The organism is Pseudomonas typographi (assembly GCF_014694385.1).
In the GTDB taxonomy this organism is placed as follows: Bacteria; Pseudomonadota; Gammaproteobacteria; order Pseudomonadales; family Pseudomonadaceae; genus Aquipseudomonas; species Aquipseudomonas typographi.
Genome location: NZ_JAAOCA010000045.1, coordinates 16471 through 34948 on the forward strand (window position 1 = coordinate 16471; position 18478 = coordinate 34948).

At 63.9% G+C, this 18478-nt stretch carries 11 protein-coding genes; 7 read left to right on the forward strand and 4 right to left on the reverse strand.

Features of this window, described 5'->3' with window-relative positions:
- Positions 1 to 87 precede the first annotated feature (87 nt).
- A complete protein-coding gene (locus tag HAQ05_RS24820) occupies positions 88 to 1035 on the forward strand; it encodes a 2-hydroxyacid dehydrogenase (protein ID WP_190426017.1) in 948 nt (315 codons plus the stop codon).
- Positions 1036 to 1108: 73 nt separating this feature from the next.
- Here the strand turns inward: HAQ05_RS24820 and HAQ05_RS29110 are convergent, their stop codons facing one another.
- On the reverse strand, positions 1109 to 1243 hold the full coding sequence (locus tag HAQ05_RS29110; protein ID WP_274601999.1) for a hypothetical protein: 135 nt from the start codon (positions 1241 to 1243) through the stop codon (positions 1109 to 1111).
- A 151-nt stretch (positions 1244 to 1394) separates the two neighbouring features.
- Between HAQ05_RS29110 and HAQ05_RS24825 the strand changes: the two genes are divergently transcribed.
- Both HAQ05_RS24825 and treS read left to right on the forward strand, forming a co-directional pair.
- Complete coding sequence (locus tag HAQ05_RS24825) at positions 1395 to 2684, forward strand: MFS transporter (protein WP_190426018.1); 1290 nt, start codon at positions 1395 to 1397, stop codon at positions 2682 to 2684.
- 153 nt (positions 2685 to 2837) lie between these two features.
- On the forward strand, positions 2838 to 4907 hold the full coding sequence (gene treS / locus HAQ05_RS24830) for a maltose alpha-D-glucosyltransferase (protein WP_190426019.1): 2070 nt from the start codon (positions 2838 to 2840) through the stop codon (positions 4905 to 4907).
- Between the two features lie 78 nt (positions 4908 to 4985).
- Here the strand turns inward: treS and tkt are convergent, their stop codons facing one another.
- Both tkt and HAQ05_RS24840 read right to left on the reverse strand, forming a co-directional pair.
- The gene (tkt, locus tag HAQ05_RS24835) at positions 4986 to 7061 is read right to left on the reverse strand and encodes a transketolase (protein WP_190426020.1); all 2076 of its coding nucleotides are present in this window, start codon (positions 7059 to 7061) and stop codon (positions 4986 to 4988) included.
- 160 nt (positions 7062 to 7221) lie between these two features.
- Positions 7222 to 8616, reverse strand: coding sequence for an MFS transporter (locus tag HAQ05_RS24840; protein WP_190426021.1), 1395 nt, complete (start codon positions 8614 to 8616; stop codon positions 7222 to 7224).
- 415 nt (positions 8617 to 9031) lie between these two features.
- On the opposite strand from HAQ05_RS24840, the gene HAQ05_RS24845 reads away from it, so the two are divergent.
- The 3 genes from HAQ05_RS24845 (at position 9032) to HAQ05_RS24855 (ending at position 12097) form a co-directional block, all read left to right on the forward strand.
- On the forward strand, positions 9032 to 9763 hold the full coding sequence (locus tag HAQ05_RS24845) for a GntR family transcriptional regulator (RefSeq protein ID WP_190426024.1): 732 nt from the start codon (positions 9032 to 9034) through the stop codon (positions 9761 to 9763).
- Between the two features lie 168 nt (positions 9764 to 9931).
- Positions 9932 to 11212 carry an MFS transporter gene (locus HAQ05_RS24850; RefSeq protein WP_190426027.1) on the forward strand — a complete coding sequence of 427 codons (1281 nt, stop codon included), beginning with the start codon at positions 9932 to 9934 and terminating at the stop codon, positions 11210 to 11212.
- A 54-nt stretch (positions 11213 to 11266) separates the two neighbouring features.
- Positions 11267 to 12097, forward strand: coding sequence for an amidohydrolase family protein (locus HAQ05_RS24855; RefSeq protein ID WP_190426029.1), 831 nt, complete (start codon positions 11267 to 11269; stop codon positions 12095 to 12097).
- Positions 12098 to 12226: 129 nt separating this feature from the next.
- Here the strand turns inward: HAQ05_RS24855 and HAQ05_RS24860 are convergent, their stop codons facing one another.
- Positions 12227 to 17818: a hypothetical protein gene (locus HAQ05_RS24860; protein WP_190426032.1), complete on the reverse strand. Its 5592-nt coding sequence runs from the start codon at positions 17816 to 17818 to the stop codon at positions 12227 to 12229.
- A gap of 312 nt (positions 17819 to 18130) precedes the next feature.
- Between HAQ05_RS24860 and HAQ05_RS28855 the strand changes: the two genes are divergently transcribed.
- On the forward strand, positions 18131 to 18478 hold a 348-nt coding region (locus HAQ05_RS28855; RefSeq protein WP_238936586.1), incomplete at its 3' end, for a hypothetical protein.

Genomic DNA, 18478 nt, shown 5'->3' on the forward strand with positions numbered 1-18478 from the left:
ATCACCCGGCCGCTGGCCAAGGTGTTGCCGAAGCTCGTTGAGCTTGCGTATAACAACAACGTCGTTGACGACCTAACAGGAGGTAATATGACCCAAGCCATCCCGGTGCTGATCATGGGGGCGCTGCACCCTGCGCTGCAAGAAAACGTGGAATCCCACTTCGCCGCCACCCGCTATTATGAACTGCCTGACAAAGCCGCCTGGTTGGCTGACCACGCTGCCAGCATCCGCGGCGTCGTGACCAGTGGCGTATACGGCGCCACGGCCGAACTGATTGGCCAGCTACCCAACCTTGAGGGCATCTTCAGCTTTGGCGTGGGCTACGACGCCATCGACATCGGCGCGGCCAAAGACCGCGGTATCGTGGTGACCAACACCCCCGGTGTACTCGACGAGTGCGTGGCAGACATCGCCCTGGCGCTGATGCTTAACGTGATGCGCCGCCTCCCCGAGGCAGAGCGCTTCTTGCGCGCCGGCAAATGGGAAGCCGCCAAGTTTCCCATGGCCACCAAGGTCGGCGGCAAGAAGCTCGGCATCGTGGGCTTGGGTAACATCGGTGAGCAAATTGCCAAACGTGCAGCCGCGTTCGACATGCAGGTGTTTTACCACAACCGCCGGGAAAAACCGGGGGTACCCTATACCTACTATGCCGACCTCGACGCGATGATCCAGGCCTGTGACGTGCTGGTGTTGGCGGTGCCCGGCGGTGCGGGCACCGAGCACCTGATCGACGCCCGGCGCCTGGCATTGCTCGGCGAAAAAGGCTACCTCATCAACATCGCCCGCGGCAGCGTGGTCGATGAAACGGCGCTGATCCGGGCGCTGCAAGCAGGCACTATCGCCGGTGCCGGCCTTGACGTATTCGAGCACGAGCCGAAGGTGCCTCAAGCGTTGATCGATCTGGACAAGGTGGTGTTGCTGCCGCATTTGGCCAGTGGCACCTTTGAAACGCGCCGGGCGATGGCGGATTTGGTGTACCGCAACCTGGCCGGTTACTTTTTTGAAAACAAGCAATTAGCCACCCAGGTGGTCTGAGTGTACCGCGCCGCGATACGTGCGGCGCGACGTATTCAGGCGGTAGCGCAGGGGAGGTTGCGGGCCGCGAGGCTCATTCGGCCTCTTCGTCCAGCAACGGCACCTGTGCATCGTCCATTTCCGAGCCAGGGTCTTCGTTGCCCGGGTCGTTGATTCGTGGCAGGTCGTCCGGCTTGAATTCATCGGGATGTTCTTGGGAATCGGCCATGGGGGTACCTTACTCATGGGGTTGTCAGGTTGGACCACGCCTGGTGGCGGTTATCGCGGGTTTGCGCAACTTCTGAAATACCACACTAATATGGTTCTAATTGTATCAAGGCGCTTTTACCCTTGCCTGATTCTTCCTTGAAGGGGTCCCAATGATCCAGCGTTACCTTGCCGCCGGCCTGGCGCGCCGGCAGGTCCATTATGGCTGGGCGGTGGTGTTCGCCACGTTCCTGGTGATGCTGGTGGCGGCCGCCGCCATGGGCGCACCGGGGGTGCTGATCCAGCCACTACAGGCAGAGTTCGGCTGGTCGACCTCGCAAATCTCCGTGGCCCTGGCCGTACGCCTGGTGTTGTTTGGCCTGCTGGGCCCGTTCGCTGCGGCGCTGATCAACCACTTCGGCCTGCGCCCCGTGGTGGTCAGCGCCATGGCGCTGATTGCGCTGGGCTTTCTAGGTTCGCTGGGCATGACCGAGGCCTGGCAACTGTTGCTGCTGTGGGGCGTGGTGGTGGGTATCGGCACCGGCATGGTGGCGATGGTACTGGGGGCTACCGTCGCCACCCGCTGGTTCGTGCACCGCCGCGGCGTGGTCTTGGGCCTGCTGTCGGCCAGTTCCGCGACGGGGCAGTTGTTGTTCCTGCCGTTGATGGCGGAACTTACCAGCCGTTATGGCTGGCGCAGCGCCACGTTGTTCGTCTGCGCGCTGCTGCTCGTCGCGGCACTGGTGGCGCTGTTGTTGCTGCGTGACCGCCCGGTTGACCTGGGCTTGCCATTGTATGGCGAAACCACGGTGGCCGCGCCCGTGCCGCCACAGTCGTTCAAGGCGCACCTGCTGTCGCCGTTGCGCGCGTTGAGAACGGCCTCGGGCACCTTGACGTTTTGGGTGCTGGCCGGGACTTTTTTCGTGTGCGGGCTGAGCACCAACGGCCTGGTGCAAACCCACTTCGTATCGCTGTGCGGCGATTACGGCCTGGCCGCCGTGGGCGCGGCCAGCTTGCTGGCGGTGATGGGCTTGTTCGATTTCGTCGGCACGCTCGGCTCGGGCTGGCTCTCGGACCGCTACGACAATCGCTGGTTATTGTGTTGGTATTACGGGCTGCGTGGGCTGTCACTGATGTTTTTGCCGTTTACCGGGTTCAACCCCTACGGGCTGTCGGTGTTCGCGGTGTTCTATGGCTTGGACTGGATCGCCACGGTGCCACCCACGGTGAAACTGGTGGCCGACCGTTTTGGCCGCGAACAAGCGGGGTTGGTGTTCGGCTGGGTGTTCGCCGCCCACCAGTTAGGGGCGGCGACGGCGGCCTATGGTGCGGGCTGGTCGCGCACCGAGCTGCACAGCTACTTGCCGGCATTCTTCGTGGCCGGGGCGATGTGCTTGGTCGCCGCAGCCAGTGTGGTGGTAATGCTCGACCGCCGGCGCAGCGCCCAAGCCAGTTTCGCCTAAGTGGCGATACAACGGCCTGAAATTCCGTGCTGCCAGGCGCTGCCTGCCAGCGGGCGGCAAGCCAACCCGGGGCGCCGCGGCTGTACCCTGATGCAACGTTCTGCCGCCGCTGCGCTCATAGGAAGGGTTACCTGGCCATAAGGAACCTTGCCCATGCCTACACCTGACCCTACCCATGTGCAGTGGTTGGTCGAACGTTCGATGTTGCAAGCGGCCAAGGACCGGGCGCGGCTGTACTCCGGGCAGGCGCGGTTGTGGCAGCGGCCGTTCGCCCAGGCCCGTGCACGGGATGCCTCGGCCATCGCCTCGGTGTGGTTCACCGCGTACCCGGCCTCGATCGTGACCCGTGAAGGGGCCTCGGTGCTGCAAGCCCTGAGCGATGAGGACCTTTGGCATGCGCTGTCGCAGATCGGCATCCAGGGTATTCACAATGGTCCGTTGAAGCGCTCTGGCGGGCTGAACGGTAAACGTTATACCCCCACCATCGATGGCAACTTCGACCGTATCAGTTTCGATGTAGACCCGGCCCTGGGTACCGAGGCGGAGTTAGCGGGTTTAAGCCGCATGGCAGCTGCGCACAATGCGATCGTGATCGAAGACGCCATCCCGTCGCACACCGGCAAAGGGGCGGATTTTCGCCTGGCTGAAATCGCCTACGCCGACTACCCGGGCCTATACCACATGGTAGAAGTGCGCGAGGACGATTGGGCACTGCTGCCCGACGTACCGGCCGGCCGCGACGCGGTGAATCTACCGGCGGCGGTGGTCGATGCGCTGCGTGACAAGCATTACATCGTGGGCCAATTGCAGCGGGTGATTTTCTTCGAGCCAGGGGTCAAGGAAACGGACTGGAGCGCTACCGCGCCCATTACCGGGGTCGATGGCAAGCAGCGGCGTTGGGTGTACCTGCATTACTTCAAGGAAGGCCAGCCGTCGTTGAACTGGCTAGACCCCAGTTTCGCCGCCCAGCAGATGATCATCGGTGACGCCCTGCACGCGATCGATGTGGTCGGTGCCCGCGTGCTGCGCCTGGACGCCAATGGGTTTCTCGGGGTAGAGCGGCGCGCCGAAGGCACTGCATGGTCAGAAAGCCACCCGCTGTCGATTACCGGTAACCAGCTGTTGGCTGGGGCGATCCGCAAGGCGGGAGGGTTCAGCTTCCAAGAGCTGAACCTGACCCTGGACGACATCGCCGCCATGTCTCACGGGGGCGCCGACCTGTCTTACGATTTCATCACCCGCCCGGCCTACCAGCACGCCTTGCTTACGGGCCGCACCGAGTTCTTGCGCTTGATGCTGCGTGAAATGCACGCGTTCAATATCGACCCGGCGTCGTTGATTCACGCCCTGCAAAACCACGATGAGCTGACCTTGGAGCTGGTGCATTTCTGGACCCTGCATGCCCATGACCAGTACCTTTACCAAGGCCAAACGTTCCCGGGCAACATCCTGCGCGAGCACATTCGTGAAGAAATGTATGAACGGCTGGCCGGGGAACATGCACCGTACAACCTCAAATTCGTGACCAACGGCGTGGCCTGTACCACCGCCAGCATCATCACCGCGGCGTTGGGCATTCGCGAACTCGATGCCATGACCCCGGAGCAAATTCGCCAGGTGCAGTACATCCATTTGTTGCTGGTGATGTACAACGCTATGCAGCCGGGGGTGTTCGCGTTGTCTGGTTGGGACTTGGTCGGTGCGCTGCCGTTGCCCCACGAGCAGGTGGCGCACTTGATGGCCGATGGCGACACCCGCTGGATCCATCGCGGTGCCTATGACCTGGTCGACTCCGACCCCTCGGGCGCGGCTTCACACGGCGGCATGCCCAGGGCGCGGTCGCTTTATGGCAGCCTGCCGGAGCAATTGGAACGCCCAGACTCGTTCGCTTCCCAACTCAAGCAGATCCTCGCTGTGCGCCGCGCCTACGATATTGCAGCGAGCAAACAGATCCTGGTGCCGGATGTAGAGCATCCCGGCTTGCTGGTGATGGTGCATGAGCTGCCGGCCGGCCGCGGCACGCAGATCACCGCGCTTAACTTCAGCGCCGCGGCCCTGGATGAAACCCTGCACCTGCCTGGTATTGCGCCGGGCCCGGTGGTGGATATCATCAATGAGCGGGTAGAGGGCGACCTGAGCGAAGCGGGTGAATTCACTATTCACCTGGACCCTTACGAAGGGCTGGCGCTGCGGGTGGTGTCAGCCTCGCCGCCGTTGTTGTGAAGCGGCCCGGGCGGTGCGCGCGTGGCAGTGGGTGGCGCTGTTGGCGCCGGCGCCGCCCCACTGGCCGGTAAGGGTAAGCTAGAGGCCGCCTGCGTTTTGTAGGGCTGCCCGCGCCACTTTCACCACGTTCTCCACGGTAAAGCCGAACTTGGCCTGCAGCTTGGCCAGCGGCGCAGAGCCGCCGAAGCTGTTCATCACCACTTTGGCGCCGGCAGGGCCTACGTAGCGGTCCCAACCTAACGGGCCGGCCTGTTCGATGGCCACACGGGCGCTGACGTGGGGCGGCAATACCTGGTCACGGTAGGTTTTATCCTGTTCTTCGAACAGCTCCCAACTGGGCATCGACACCACCCGTGCGCGAACACCGCTGGCCTGTAGCTGGGTATAGGCTTCCACCGCCAGGCTCAGTTCGCTGCCGGTGGCCAGCAGGATCACTTGCGCCTCGCCACCGTCGCTGTCGGCCAGAACATAGGCACCGCGCACCGTGCCCTCGGCGCTTGCATATTGGCTGCGGTCCAGGGTGGGCAGGGGCTGGCGCGACAGTATCAAGGCACAGGGGCGATGGGTTTGGCTCAGCGCCAGCTTCCAGGCCTGGGCCACCTCGTTCGCATCGCCCGGGCGCAGCGTGATCAGCCCTGGGGTCGCCCGCAACTGCGCCAGGTGCTCGATGGGTTGGTGGGTCGGGCCATCCTCGCCGACGCCGATGGAGTCATGGGTAAACACGAAAATCACGGGCAATTCCATGATCGCTGCCAGCCGGATAGGCGGCTTCATGTAATCGCTGAACACTAGGAAGGTCGATGTGTACGGGCGCAGGTAACTCAGCGCCAAGCCGTTGGCAATGGCACCCATGGCATGTTCACGCACCCCGAAGTGCAGGTTGCGCCCATGGTAATGGCCTGCCTGGAAACTGCCCGCGCTCTCGAACGTGAGGTTGGTCTTGGTCGAGGGCGATAGGTCCGCCGAGCCGCCGAGCAGCCAGTCGATGCGTTCGGCGAAGGCATTGAGCACCTTGCCACCGGCTGCCCGGCTGGCGACACCTTTGGTGTCAGCCTCGAAGGTGAGCGGGTCGGCGTCCCAACCGTCGGGCATGCGCCCTTCGCGCATGCGGCTCAACTGGTCGGCCAGGGCCGGCTGTTGGCTTTGCAGGCGGGCCAGGGCCGCTTCCCAACCGGCGTAGGCTTCTTCCACGCGTTCGCGCAGCGCATCACGCAGCCAATGCTGAGCTTGGGCGGGCACCACAAAGCTGTCGTTCTCATTCCAGCCGTAGGCTTTCTTGGCCAGGCGCACTTCTTCCTCGCCCAGCGGCTCGCCGTGGGCCGCGGCGGTGTTGTGCTTGGTCGGTGCACCGTAGCCGATCACGCTGTTGACCACGATCAGCGTGGGGGCATCCTCGGTGCGCTTGAAGGTGCGCAACGCCTCGGCCAGCGCCGCGGTGTCGTTGGCATCCGTCACATGCAAGGTGTGCCAGCCATAACCTCTGAAGCGCTCGGCCACGTCTTCGCTGAAGGCAAGGTCGGTGTGCCCTTCGATGCTGATGGTGTTGCTGTCGTAGATCCAACACAAGTTAGAAAGCTTTTGGTGGCCCGCCAGTGAGGCGGCCTCACTGCTGATGCCCTCCATCATGTCGCCGTCACCGCAAATCACGTACACGTCATAGTCGAACAGGGTCGCGCCGGCCTGGTTGAACTGTTTGCCCAGCCAGTGCGAGGCCATGGCCATGCCCACGCTGTTGGCGCAGCCTTGGCCCAGCGGGCCGGTAGTGGTTTCAACGCCGGTGGTCATGCGGTATTCGGGGTGGCCTGGGGTTTTGGAGTCAAGCTGGCGAAATTGGCGGATGTCATCGAGGCTTATCGCCGGTTGCCCGGTAGGGGTGCCATGTTCGTCGATTTCCACCACGCCCGCTAAATGCAGCAGCGAATACAGCAGCATCGAGGCATGCCCGGCAGACAACACAAAGCGGTCACGGTTGGGCCAATCAGGGTGGTCGGGGTGGTAGCGCAAAAAGCCCTTCCACAGGGTATAGCCCACTGGCGCCAGGGCCATGGGTGTGCCGGGGTGGCCAGAGTTGGCTTTTTGCACCGCGTCCATGCTCAGGGTACGGATGGTGTCGGTGCAAAGGCGGTCGAGGTCGGGGGAGGTGGTTGAAGGCATGGCAAAGGGTCCTTTCGACGGTGAAGTCGATTAGCGGCCCGGCCAGCGGCCGGCGCCGTAACCGTGCAGGTTACTGAACCAGACCGCAGCCCCGCCGCCAAAGTTGCCTTGCTGGTATGAATGGCCTCGCGGTTTCATGTGGGCAGCGCCACGCTCGGCGCTAATGGGCGATCCGCTCCAGCGCCAGGTTGCGGGTGTGCGGGCCGAAGCCGCCGATCGTGACCGTGACCACCAGCATGCTCGCGACGATAAAGGCCAATACCCCTGGCGTGCCGAAGTGTTCAAGGAAAAAACCGATCATCAGGCTGCTGAACACGGTCGACAGGCGGCTGAAGGAATAACAGAACCCTACCGCCCGCGCGCGGATGTGGGTGGGGAACAGTTCGCTTTGGTAGGCGTGGTAGGCAAAGGTCAACCAGGCGTTGCAGAAGGTGATCATCACCCCGCAGGCCACCAGGCCGGTGGCGGTGCTTTGGAGGGCGAACAGCGTGCCGAAGATCACCGTACCGATGGCCGCGCCGACGATCTGCCATTTGTTCTCGAAACGGTTCGCCCAGCGGGTGAACAATAACGGGCCCAGTGGGTACGCCAGGGTGATGATAAAGGCATAGCCCAGGCTGTGAGTGACTTCCATGCCCTTGCCGGCAAGCAGCGCGGGCAGCCAGTTGCCGAAGCCGAAAAAACCGATGGCCTGGAAGAAGTTAAAGGCGATCAGCATCAGCGCTCGGCGCCGATAGGGCGGCTTCCAGATGTCGGCGAAACGGCCATGGGCCTGCAGCGTTACGGCTTCCGGTTCGGGTACGGGCAGGGCCCGGCCCAGTTCGCGGGCGCAGCGCTGTTCAAAGGCGGCGGTGATGGCCTCGGCTTCCTCGAAGCGGCCGTGTTGGGCGAGCCAGCGCGGTGATTCGGGCAGGCGCTTGCGCAACCACCAAATGAACAGCGCGAACACCGCGCTGGCCAGCACCACCCAGCGCCAGCCGGCCACGCCAAATGGCGCTTGCGGCACCAGCCACCAGCTCATCAGCGCCACCGCCGGCACCGACAAGAACTGTACGAAAAAGGCAAACGCGAAGGCCGAGGTGCGCATGCGCTTAGGCACCCACTCCGACAAGTACGTGTCGATGGTCACCAGCTCGATCCCCAAGCCAATACCGACCAAAAAACGAAACACGATGATCCCCAGCGCGGTCGATTGCAGACCCATCAGCACTGTGGCCACGGTGTACCAGATCAAGGCGAAGGTGAACACCGTGCGCCGGCCGAAGCGGTCAGCCAGGGGGCTGAGCAAGCTGGCGCCGAAGAACAGGCCCAGAAAGGTGGCCGAGGCAAATGCCGCTTGGTCTGAAACGCCGAATACGCCCTCGGCGCCGCTGGCGAAAATACCGGCTTTGATCAGGCCAGGGCTGATGTAGGCGGTTTGGAACAAGTCATACAGTTCGAAGAACCCCCCAATCGACAACAGGGCTACCAGCTTCCACAAGCTGGCCACCGCCGGCAGGCGGTCTATTCGGGCAGAAAGCAGGGCGACGCGGGCTGCGTCGGAGGGGGCGGTCATCGTGGAGCCTTACAGTCGAGAACGAAAGGGCCACTATACCGAAACGCGTGTAACTAAATTTTGCTAAAAGAAGCCCGCTTCGCTATTGGGCGCGTTTTGATTTCGAAAATCATGGGTTTTCGGCCATAAAATTGCGCAACGTTTCGCTGGCGTGGGGGTTGAGAACTGACTTGCGCTCATAGGCAGCCGACCTGGACGAGCGTACCGCCCCCGTCGCTGCGAACCCGCTGCCAGGCCATTAAATGCCCGACCGTATGCGGCATGGTTACTCGGAGGGAACGCCGTGGTGCGGCAAGGTTCACAACTTCCGACCAACGTTAAGAATCTGCCTTGACGGCACCGTAATCGCGGTGAATACTTCTTGGCATAATTCATATATATGACTAGATAAATACAACAGCGAACGAGGCCGTGTATGAATGCCCTTTCCAGCGACGAGCGCTTACCCCTTTATCAACGGCTACGGGACGAACTCGCCCAACAGGTGTGCGGGAACCACTGGAAGGCGGGCGAAGCCATTCCCACGGAAGCCTCGTTGGCGGCCGAATATGGCCTGTCGATCGGCACCGTGCGCAAGGCGATAGACATGCTGGTGGGGGAACGCATTCTGGAGCGCCAACAGGGCCGTGGCACGTTCATCCGCCGCGCGCAGTTCCAAGATTCGCTGTTCAGGTTCTTCCGTTTCCAAAACCTGCAAGGTGAACGCCTGGTGCCGCAAAGCCGCATCTTGTCGGTCAAGGCGTTGCCGGCAACGCCGGTGGTCAGCTATGCGTTGCAACTAGCCGGCGGCGCCGAAGTGATCCGCCTGCAGCGCTTGCGTCTGCTGGAAGGCGACCCGGTGCTAGCCGAAGAGATCTGGCTGCCACGTGCGCCGTTCGAGCCGATCCTGAACCTGGACCTGAACCAGGAAGGGCCGCTGCTGTACCCGATCTACGAAGAGCTCTGCGGGCAGGTTATCGCCTCGGCCGACGAAACCCTGACTGCCGAGCCGGTCGATGCCGAGTACGCCCAATGGCTGGGCATCGAGCCGGCCAGCCCAGTGGTGGTGATTGAACGGGTGGCCCGTGGTTATTCCGGGCAGCCGCTGGAGTGGCGCCGTTCGCGGGGGCATGCGCGGCATTTTCGCTACAGCGTGGAGATTCGCTAGACCTTGTTTGGTGTTTCAAAGTTGGCTGCACCCTTTTGACGGGGCTTTTAGCTGCCGGGTGGCATTGCTGCGCCTCGCTTGCACCAGGATTCACGCGTCAATGGCCGTGCGAGCTACTGAAACACAACGCTAAAAAAAGCTGCCAACACTAAAAAGGACAACAACCTCATGTTCAATTGGTACCGCGACATCACCGCGCGCGAGCGCAAAACGTTTTGGGCCTGCTTCGGCGGCTGGGCGCTGGACGCGCTGGAAACCCAGATGTTCGGCTTGGCGATTCCGGCGCTGTTGGCCGTGTTCGCCTTGAGCAAGGCCGACGCCGGGCTGATCAGCGGGGTGACGCTGATCACTTCGGCCCTCGGTGGCTGGCTCGGCGGCACCCTGTCGGATCGCTACGGCCGGGTGCGCACCTTGCAGTGGATGATCCTGTGGTTCTCGGTGTGCACGTTCCTCTCTGCTTTCGTGAGTGGGTTCGACCAATTGGTGGTGATCAAGGCCCTGCAGGGTTTCGGTATCGGGGGTGAATGGGCCGCCGGTGCGGTGTTGATGGCCGAGTCGATCAACCCGCGCTACCGCGGCAAGGTCATGGGCACCGTGCAAAGCGCCTGGGCTTGGGGCTGGGGCGCGGCGGTGGCGCTGTACACGTTGATCTACTCGTTCCTGCCGCAGGACTACGCCTGGCGTGTGATGTTCCTGGTCGGGCTGGTGCCGGCGTTGTTGATCATCTGGGTTCGGCGCAACGTAGAAGAGCCAGAGGCCGCGGTGCGCCAGCGCAACCGCACTCAAGACCGGGCCCTGTTCGCATCGTTGGCCGGTATCTTTCGCCCTGAATTACTGCGGGTGACGCTGCTCGGCGGCATTCTCGGGCTGGGCGCCCACGGCGGCTACCATGCGGTGATGACCTGGTTGCCGACCTTCTTGAAAACCGAGCGGCATTTGTCGGTGCTCAATTCCGGCAGCTACCTGGCGGTGATCATCGTCGCGTTTTTCTGCGGTTGTGTGTGCAGCGGCGTACTTGTAGACAAGCTCGGCCGGCGCAAGAACATCATCTTGTTCGCGCTGTGCTGCGTGGTCACGGTGCAGTGCTATGTGTTCCTGCCCTTGAGTAATACGCAAATGTTGTTCTTGGGTTTTCCCCTGGGCTTTTTCGCCGCCGGAATCCCGGCCAGCCTGGGTGCGTTTTTCAACGAGTTGTACCCGGCAGACGTGCGCGGTGCCGGCGTGGGTTTTTGCTACAACTTCGGCCGTGTACTGTCGGCGATGTTTCCATTCCTGGTTGGGCACATGAGCGAAAGCATGTCGCTGGGCGCGGCCATTGGCATCGATGCCGGCATCGCCTATGGGGTGGCGGTTTTGGCCGCTTTGGTATTGCCCGAAACCCGTGGCCGTAATCTCGACACCGCCGAGGCAGCAGATGCAGCGCCTTCGGCCAGCGCTTCGCAAGCCTGACTTTACCCACCGCGCCGCCGTGCCCGGCGGCGCCCTTCATGCCTGATTGATGCGATGACGATACAAATATCCCACGACGTGACCGGTGTCGATGGCCACGCCCATGTGTTCGACCGTTCGCTGGCATTGACCGAGGGGCGGCGCTATACCCCGGCTTACGATGCCACCCTGGCGCAATGGCTGGGCCACCTCGATGCCCATGGCCTAAGCCATGGGGTGTTGGTGCAACCGAGTTTTCTCGGCAGCGACAACAGCTACCTGCTCGCCGCGTTGGCAAAGGCCCCGCGGCGCTTGCGCGGGGTCGCGGTGGTCGAGCCGGGCATTGCCCCGGCAGCCCTCGAACGGCTGCGCACGCAAGGGGTGGTGGGCATCCGCTTGAACCTGATGGGTAAGGCCCTACCGGACCTGACCGCACCCAGTTGGCAACCGCTGCTGGGCACGGCCGCCGAACTGGGCTTGCATGTGGAACTGCACCGCCAGGTCGAAGACATCCCCACCCTGTGCGCAGCCCTGCGGGCGCGCGGCTGCAAGGTCGTGATCGATCACTTCGGCCGGCCGCATGCCGCCTTCGGCGTCGGCCACCCCACCTTCCGGCGCCTGCTGGAGTGGGGCGGCGACGGCCAGGTGTGGGTGAAGGTGTCGGCCATCTACCGTTTGGGCGGTACCCTGGAGGAAAACCTGAGCTTCGCGCGCCAGGCGCTGCCGCTGTTGCTGGAGCATTTTGGTCCCGAGCGCTTGGTGTGGGGCAGCGATTGGCCACATACCCAGCATGAGCACCAAGTGGGTTACGCCTCGCAATTTCAATGGCTGCAAAGTATTGCGCCACAGCCGCAGCAGCGCCAGGCGTTGCTGGTGGCGGGGGCGAGGGCGCTGTTCGGGTTATAGGGCGGCCCCGCACTGATCGTGCTCCGCGCCAGTGGTCACCCTCTTGCGCGATACACGGTATAAGGTGAACCAGGGCGAGATCAGCAATCCCATGACCCGCCCACCACATTCATCGGTGAGGAGTAAAAATTACTCGTCTTCGTCCTGCGCTTCGTCTTCTTCGTCTAGCGGCTCATCTGGTAGCGCCGTTCCCGTGAGTGCGTTCCACAGTCCACCTTCTGGCCAGTCGCCGCCGCTGTTGCCAATGCTCTGCACCTGCGGTGGCGCCGGCACGTTCCGCCAACGCTGGCGCATCGTTTCTTCGAGTTCTTCGATGCGCTCGTTCTGGCTACCGCGCAACTGCCGCCGTTGCGCATCCTTGTAGATAGCGTGGGTCTGGTGCTTGACCGTACGTGATTGCGGCGTGTGGAACTGGATTTCGAACGGCACCGTTTCACCGTTCGCGGTCATGCACCGGGTGACGTTGATGCCCTTGTAGCGTGCATTGGCCCCCAGGGTGAAGCAATTTCGGGTACGCAAACGGCGCGTGTCGCCCTTGTCCAAAGCATCTATGATCGCCCGGTATTGCCTGACGAAGTCCCGCTCGTCCAACTGCACATAAAAGCGCAATGCATCGTTAACGTTGCTCGCGGCCTGCAACATACTGTTCGTAGGTTGTGCCTGCTGCCGACGCAAGATCTTATCGAGCATCGACTCCCGTCCCTTATGTTCCTGATTACGGTCGAAGAGCATTCCCCCGCCCGCGGTCTTGAGCGCTTGTTCCAAGGTCTGGGCGACCCGGGGGTAATGAACACCTGCGCGGGCCTCCAGTTCGGTGGCCAGCATACGTGCCTGCTGTCGGTCGCTGGCGCCGGGCCCCATGTCTGGCTTTTGCTCATGCAGCGCCTGTTGCACTGCTGGCACGTCTAGCGCCGCCCTCATCACCGCCGCCGCCAGGGTCGGGTTATTTGCGAGTTCCCGCCGCGCCTTGTCCGCATCGAAGCGTTTATTTGCCAAGCGGCGCGCCGTGCCCTTGGTGTACGGCACTTCCACCACCGGGCCCTGGGTACGCAGTAGCCGGTCCAAGCGACGGCCCAGCACGCTGAACGGGTACACACCGGTTTGGCTCTTGTAGGCATCGGTACCGGCCTTGATGCCCAGGCTCAGCAGGTTCTGCAGGCATTGCTGGGCGTCGTCGGGGCATTCATAACCGACACGTGAGGACAACTGCCTTTCGGGGTAGTAGCTCAGCAGTACCCTGATCCGTTCGGCAGGCGTGGTCGCCGCTGGATATTCCTCGCGCAGGGCCGCCATCCCGGCTATTTCATCCGTGCCGGGCAGAACCGGCAGTGGGCGCGCGTGCTCCACCGCCATGCCACTAGCTTGCGGCGTGTGCAAGGCCTCCAATTGCCTCAGCAGCTCGGCTTCCATGGCGCGGGCCGGCGCTCGCCGGGCTGGGGCCTTACGTTGTTGCTCAAGCAACGCCTGGTGCAGCGCTTCGATGTGCTGGGGGGTTATGGTGTCGCCCTCCAGCGCTGCTCTGGCTTGGCGCTTCCAACCTTTGGGCAAGCCCTCGAAGGCGCCGTAGAGCATGCGCGCGGCGATGGTGTCCCGCGTGGTTTGGGGTTGGGCCAGATACCGCGTCTGCAGCATGCTGAAGTGCTCCAGGACGCCGGCGTACACCGGCAGGATTTCCTCGGAACGGCCGTGCTGGTAATGGTCATCGTTGGCGTCGAAGGGTGTCGAATGGGTCTTGGCCGGCTTGAGCACGGGCGGCCGGGGCATTTGTGCATCAAACAGGCGTACATGCTCGAACAGTTTCGGCCGCCCGGCCACGATCAGCACGGTGTCGCCATCGAAGTCGCCGTCCAGGCGCTGCTGCTCGGCCCGCGGCATGGCGATCAACGAACCGGGCATAAGGATTTCATTGGCCACCAGTAGCCCCCGCGAGCGCGTTAGGGTGTCTTCCTCGACACGCTGCTTACCCGCTTTCCATGCTGAGTGGGTTTTGATGTCTTGGGCCGACATGACGATGTCGGTGTTGGAAAACGCCTGCGGCCAGAGGTCGTCGGGTATACCGACCATCAACCCCTTGCTGGCGAACAGCGCCGTATTACCGCCGTCGGGCTGTGCTTGGTCACCGACATAGCTGTACTGCAAGGTGGTGCATCGGTCCAGGAAGGTGGCAGTGGGGTCGTTCTGCTCGGCCGTCGCCACTTGGTTGGCAGTGAATGGGCGCAGGTTGGGTTTGTCGTAGGGCGAGCGGCCGATCAATACGCCGCCGCCGTGACGCAAAAAGTCAGCCGCCTTGGTCGACGACAGGTGCACCCGGCCATCGGCGGACGGCACTGCAATGGCGGTGAGCCCCTGGATCAGTCCGGTGGTCACGGCGCGGAACAGCCGTTCGTGTTCCATCGGCCGATCGGCCAACTGCCGGCCTAGCTGCTCGCGCACCTCCGTGGCCACCGCGTCGCTGAGGGGGTAATGCTGTAACGCCTGGCCCGGCAGGTGACCCGGTTCGCGTGCAGCATAGGGTGGCAACGGCTGGGCGGGTTTGCCGCCAGCGCCGTGCCCCCACGCCATTTGGCAGGCCGGCATCCGCGCGAGCAGCGATTGCCGTACGAACCCGCACCCATCGTGTGGCTGCAAGGCAATCGGCCGGCCTTGAGCATCGTTGAAACGAAAGCTGTGCTGGCCCGCTCGGTCGGGTAGGATGCCGATGCGAAATGTACCCTCAAGCACGTGATCCTGGGGCTTTAACCCTGGGATACCTTGTGGAGGCGAGGACAGGAACATGCGCTGGAAGCGGAAGAAATCCTCGCGCGCCGGCATCAGCGACCGGGCCAGGTCGTCATAGGCGCTACCCGGCAGCGTTTCGCTTAGGCGCAGCGCCAGCAATTGCGGGCCGCCAGGGCGCTCCCCTTCGGCCTTCATAAGCTGCTGGGTGCGTAACTGGCCTTTCTTCATTCGGCTGCCGCCAACGACGTCGCTGCGCCAGGTTTGGTCGTTGAAGGTAATGGGGCGCTCAAGCACCGACAGGCTCGGCGCGTTGCCCAACTCGACTACGGCGAACGGCAGCTTCCCGTGGGTCAGGTGGGTGAGCACGTAATAACGCTCATCGCCTGGCTGACCGAGCGGCTTGCCCCTCACGTCGATTCGCGCTGGCCGGTAAAGCCCCATCTGGCCCGAGGGCGTATGGGGCGGGTGGTCCATGGCAGCCAGCGCTTGGCGCACATCGAACACCGACGCAGGCTGCTTGGCCTGCCAAGCGCTCGCCCGCTCGGCCACTAAGCGGTCCAGCGTGCCCGCTGAGCTGGTACCGGGCGCTCGCAGCCGTGCTTGAAGGTCCCACAGGCTGACATCGACGCTGCCCTCGAACAAGGGGCGAAGGCGCGCTTCTTCTGCTTTGAGCCAGTGGCTCAACGCTTGACGTCGCTCAGCTAACGCCTTGCCCGTGTGGCGACCGTCCTGCGCACGCGGCAGGTTACGCGGCCGCAACGTATGGGCTACGACACTGTAGGTCTCCAATACATAGCGGGTGGATACGGCCGGCAGCAGGCTCTGCCGGATGTCAGCCGTGGATGCGCTCTGCTGGGCCAAGGCCCGGGCGATAAATGGCTGCAGGCGGTCCAAGGCCTGCAGCACCTCACCCCGCAAGGTGCGCTGCTTGCGTAAGTTCTGCAGGGCCAGGGGGCGCAAACCGATACACAGGTGGCCAAAGGTTTCCAACGTAACGCTTGCGAAGGGTCGCGCCTGGCTATGCAGTTGCCCCAAGCGCTCAAGCATGCTCGGCACCAGGCGCCGCCGCTCGTCGCGCAGCCCGGCTTGGCCCAGGGCACGCAGCAATAGCGCAAGGCTTTGCGTCTCGGCGGTGGCGAACGTCGCCGGGGTTTCCTCCAAGCGTAGGGTCAGGTCCGTCAAATGCTGGTGCGACCGGCTGGCGATGTCGCCTTCACCATCGGCGGCTGAAGCGACTAAGGCGTTGCGGGAAAGGGCATGAGCCAAGAGCGATACATGTCGGATGTCGGCGTCAGCGAAGGCCGGCCCATCACCTCCCAGAGCCTGGGCCGCGATATAGTCGATTGCCGCGCGGCAATCGGGGTGGCCGGCGCATTTGGCCCAGGCATTGGCCAGGTTGGCCAGTGCTTGGGATTCGGCGCCGGCCAAGGGCTGCCGACCCTGGTATACCTCGCGCGCGAGGCTGGCCAGCGCCTCAGCGCAGTCGGGCTGCCTGGCGCACTTGGCCCAGGCATTGGCCAGGTTGGCCAGGTGCTGCGGTTCAGCGCCGGCCAGGCGCAGCCGGCCCTGGTGCATGTCGCGCCCGAGGCTGGCCAGCGCCAAGGCGCAGTCGGCGTGCTCGGGGCACTTGGCCCAGGCATTGGCCAGGTTGGCCAGGTGCTGCGGTTCAGCGCCGGCCAAGCGCAGCCGGCCCTGGTGCACGCCCCGCGCCAGGCCGGCCAGTGCCAGGGCGCAGTCGGCGTGCTCGGGGCACTTGGCCCAGGCATTGGCCAGGTTGGCCAGGTGCTGCGGTTCAGCGCCGGCCAGGCGCAGCCGGCCCTGATGCACGTCGCGCGCGAGGCTGGCCAACGCCCGCGCGCAGTCGGGCTGCTCGGTACACTTGGCCCAGGCATTGGCCAGGTTGGCCGATGCCTGGGGTTCAGCGCCGGCCAGGCGCAGCCGGCCCTGATGTACGTCGCGCGCCAGGCTTGCCAGCGCCTCGGCGCAGTCGGGCTGCTCGGTGCACTTGGCCCAGGCATTGGCGAGGTTGGCCAGGTGCTGCGGTTCGGCGCCGGCCAGGCGGTACTGGCCCTGGTGCACGCCGCGCGCCAGGCCGGCCAGTGCCAGGGCGCAGTCGGCTTGCTCGGTGCACTTGGCCCACGCGTTGGCCAGGTTGGCCAGATCTTGTGGCTTGGCGGAGCCCAGGTGGTAGTGGCCTTGGTGCACGCCGCGCGCCAGGCTGGCCAGCGCCTGGGCGCAGTCCGGGTGCCTGGGGCACTTGCCCCAGGCATTGGTCAGGTTGGCTAACTCGTGTGGCTTGGCGCCGGCCAAGCGGTGGTGGCCCTGGTGCACGTCGCGCGCCAGGCTGGCCAGCGCCTGAGCGCAATCAGGCTGCTCGGCGCACTTGGCCCAGGCATTGGCTAGGTTGGCCAGGTGCTGTGGTTCAGCGTTGGCCAGGGGGTACTGGCCCTGGTGCACGCCGCGCGCCAGGCTGGCCAGCGCTTGGGCGCAGTCGGGCTGCTCGGTGCATTTGGCCCAGGCATTGGCCAAGTTAGCCAGGTTTTGCGGTTCAGCGCCGGCCAGGCGCAGCCGGCCCTGGTGCAGGTCGCGTGCGAGGCCGGCCAGCGCCTCGGCGCAATCGGCGTGCCCGGGGCACTTGGCCCAGGCATTGGCAAGGTTGGCCAGGTGTTGCGGTTCAGCGCCGCCCAAGCGCAGCCGGCCTTGGTGCAGGTCACGCGCGAGGCTGGCCAACGCCTGGGCGCAGTCGGCTTGCTTGGCACACTTGGCCCAGGCATTGGCCAGGTTGGCCAATGCCTGTGGTTCAGCACCGCCCAGGCGCAGCCGGCCCTGGTGCACGCCGCGCGCCAGGCTGGCCAGCGCTTGGGCGCAGTCGGGCTGCTCGGCGCACTTGGCCCAGGCATTGGCCAGGTTGGCCAGGTGCTGCGGTTCGGCGCCGCTAAGGCGGAGCCGGCCCTGGTACACGTCGCGCGCGAGGGCGGATAATGCCGCGGCACAGTGATTCATTGTTGACCATTTGCCAAAACAATTGGCCAGTAACGACAGAGGCTTCACATTTGTTGGGGGCTGCCCGGCAGAAAGAAAGTGCTCTGCAAGCAGTGCTACTGCCTGGGCTATCGTGCTATCCGTCAGGGCGCGGCCGCTGCGCTTGTAATGGCTTAGTAGGTTGGCCACTACCGGTAACATAACAGCATCCAGCGATGGCAAATGTTGAAGGAGCATATTCGCCAGCGCGATGAGCAACGCTTGGTGGCTTTGAACGTCGGCTCGAACATCGCGGCACAGTAAGCCCATCGCGCTGATATCAGAGGCGGGCCAGTGGCGAACCGAGCCCTGCGCCTGCTGGGCCAACGCGGTCAACGCCCTTGCGCACCGATCGTGCAGCGCCCTTGGCGCCCGGGCCCTAGACGCTGTCATCAGCGCTCTGATGCCCGTATCGAAATCTTCGAAGCGGTAACACAAAGCCTGCGGGTCGATCGCCAGCAAGTCTTGGAGATGGTCGCTAGGAAGGCTTGGCGGATTGGCTTGGCGGCGGCCGTCGAAGCGCGGCGTGTGGCGCAGCAATCGACGCTGTTCTGGCGTCAGCCTGGGGCCGTCGCGATAAGCAGGGTCAGGTTGCTCGCCGTGCGTGCTGGCCGTTGCCAACGGCCGTTGCATGGGCGGGGC

Bases quoted from the DNA above. Each gene is read 5' to 3' on its own strand.
- HAQ05_RS24820 (WP_190426017.1), top strand. From the start codon at position 88: ATGACCCAAGCCATCCCGGTGCTGATCATGGGGGCGCTGCACCCTGCG.
- HAQ05_RS29110 (WP_274601999.1), bottom strand. From the start codon at position 1,243: ATGGCCGATTCCCAAGAACATCCCGATGAATTCAAGCCGGACGACCTG.
- HAQ05_RS24825 (WP_190426018.1), top strand. From the start codon at position 1,395: ATGATCCAGCGTTACCTTGCCGCCGGCCTGGCGCGCCGGCAGGTCCAT.
- treS (WP_190426019.1), top strand. From the start codon at position 2,838: ATGCCTACACCTGACCCTACCCATGTGCAGTGGTTGGTCGAACGTTCG.
- tkt (WP_190426020.1), bottom strand. From the start codon at position 7,061: ATGCCTTCAACCACCTCCCCCGACCTCGACCGCCTTTGCACCGACACC.
- HAQ05_RS24840 (WP_190426021.1), bottom strand. From the start codon at position 8,616: ATGACCGCCCCCTCCGACGCAGCCCGCGTCGCCCTGCTTTCTGCCCGA.
- HAQ05_RS24845 (WP_190426024.1), top strand. From the start codon at position 9,032: ATGAATGCCCTTTCCAGCGACGAGCGCTTACCCCTTTATCAACGGCTA.
- HAQ05_RS24850 (WP_190426027.1), top strand. From the start codon at position 9,932: ATGTTCAATTGGTACCGCGACATCACCGCGCGCGAGCGCAAAACGTTT.
- HAQ05_RS24855 (WP_190426029.1), top strand. From the start codon at position 11,267: ATGACGATACAAATATCCCACGACGTGACCGGTGTCGATGGCCACGCC.
- HAQ05_RS24860 (WP_190426032.1), bottom strand. From the start codon at position 17,818: ATGAATCACTGTGCCGCGGCATTATCCGCCCTCGCGCGCGACGTGTAC.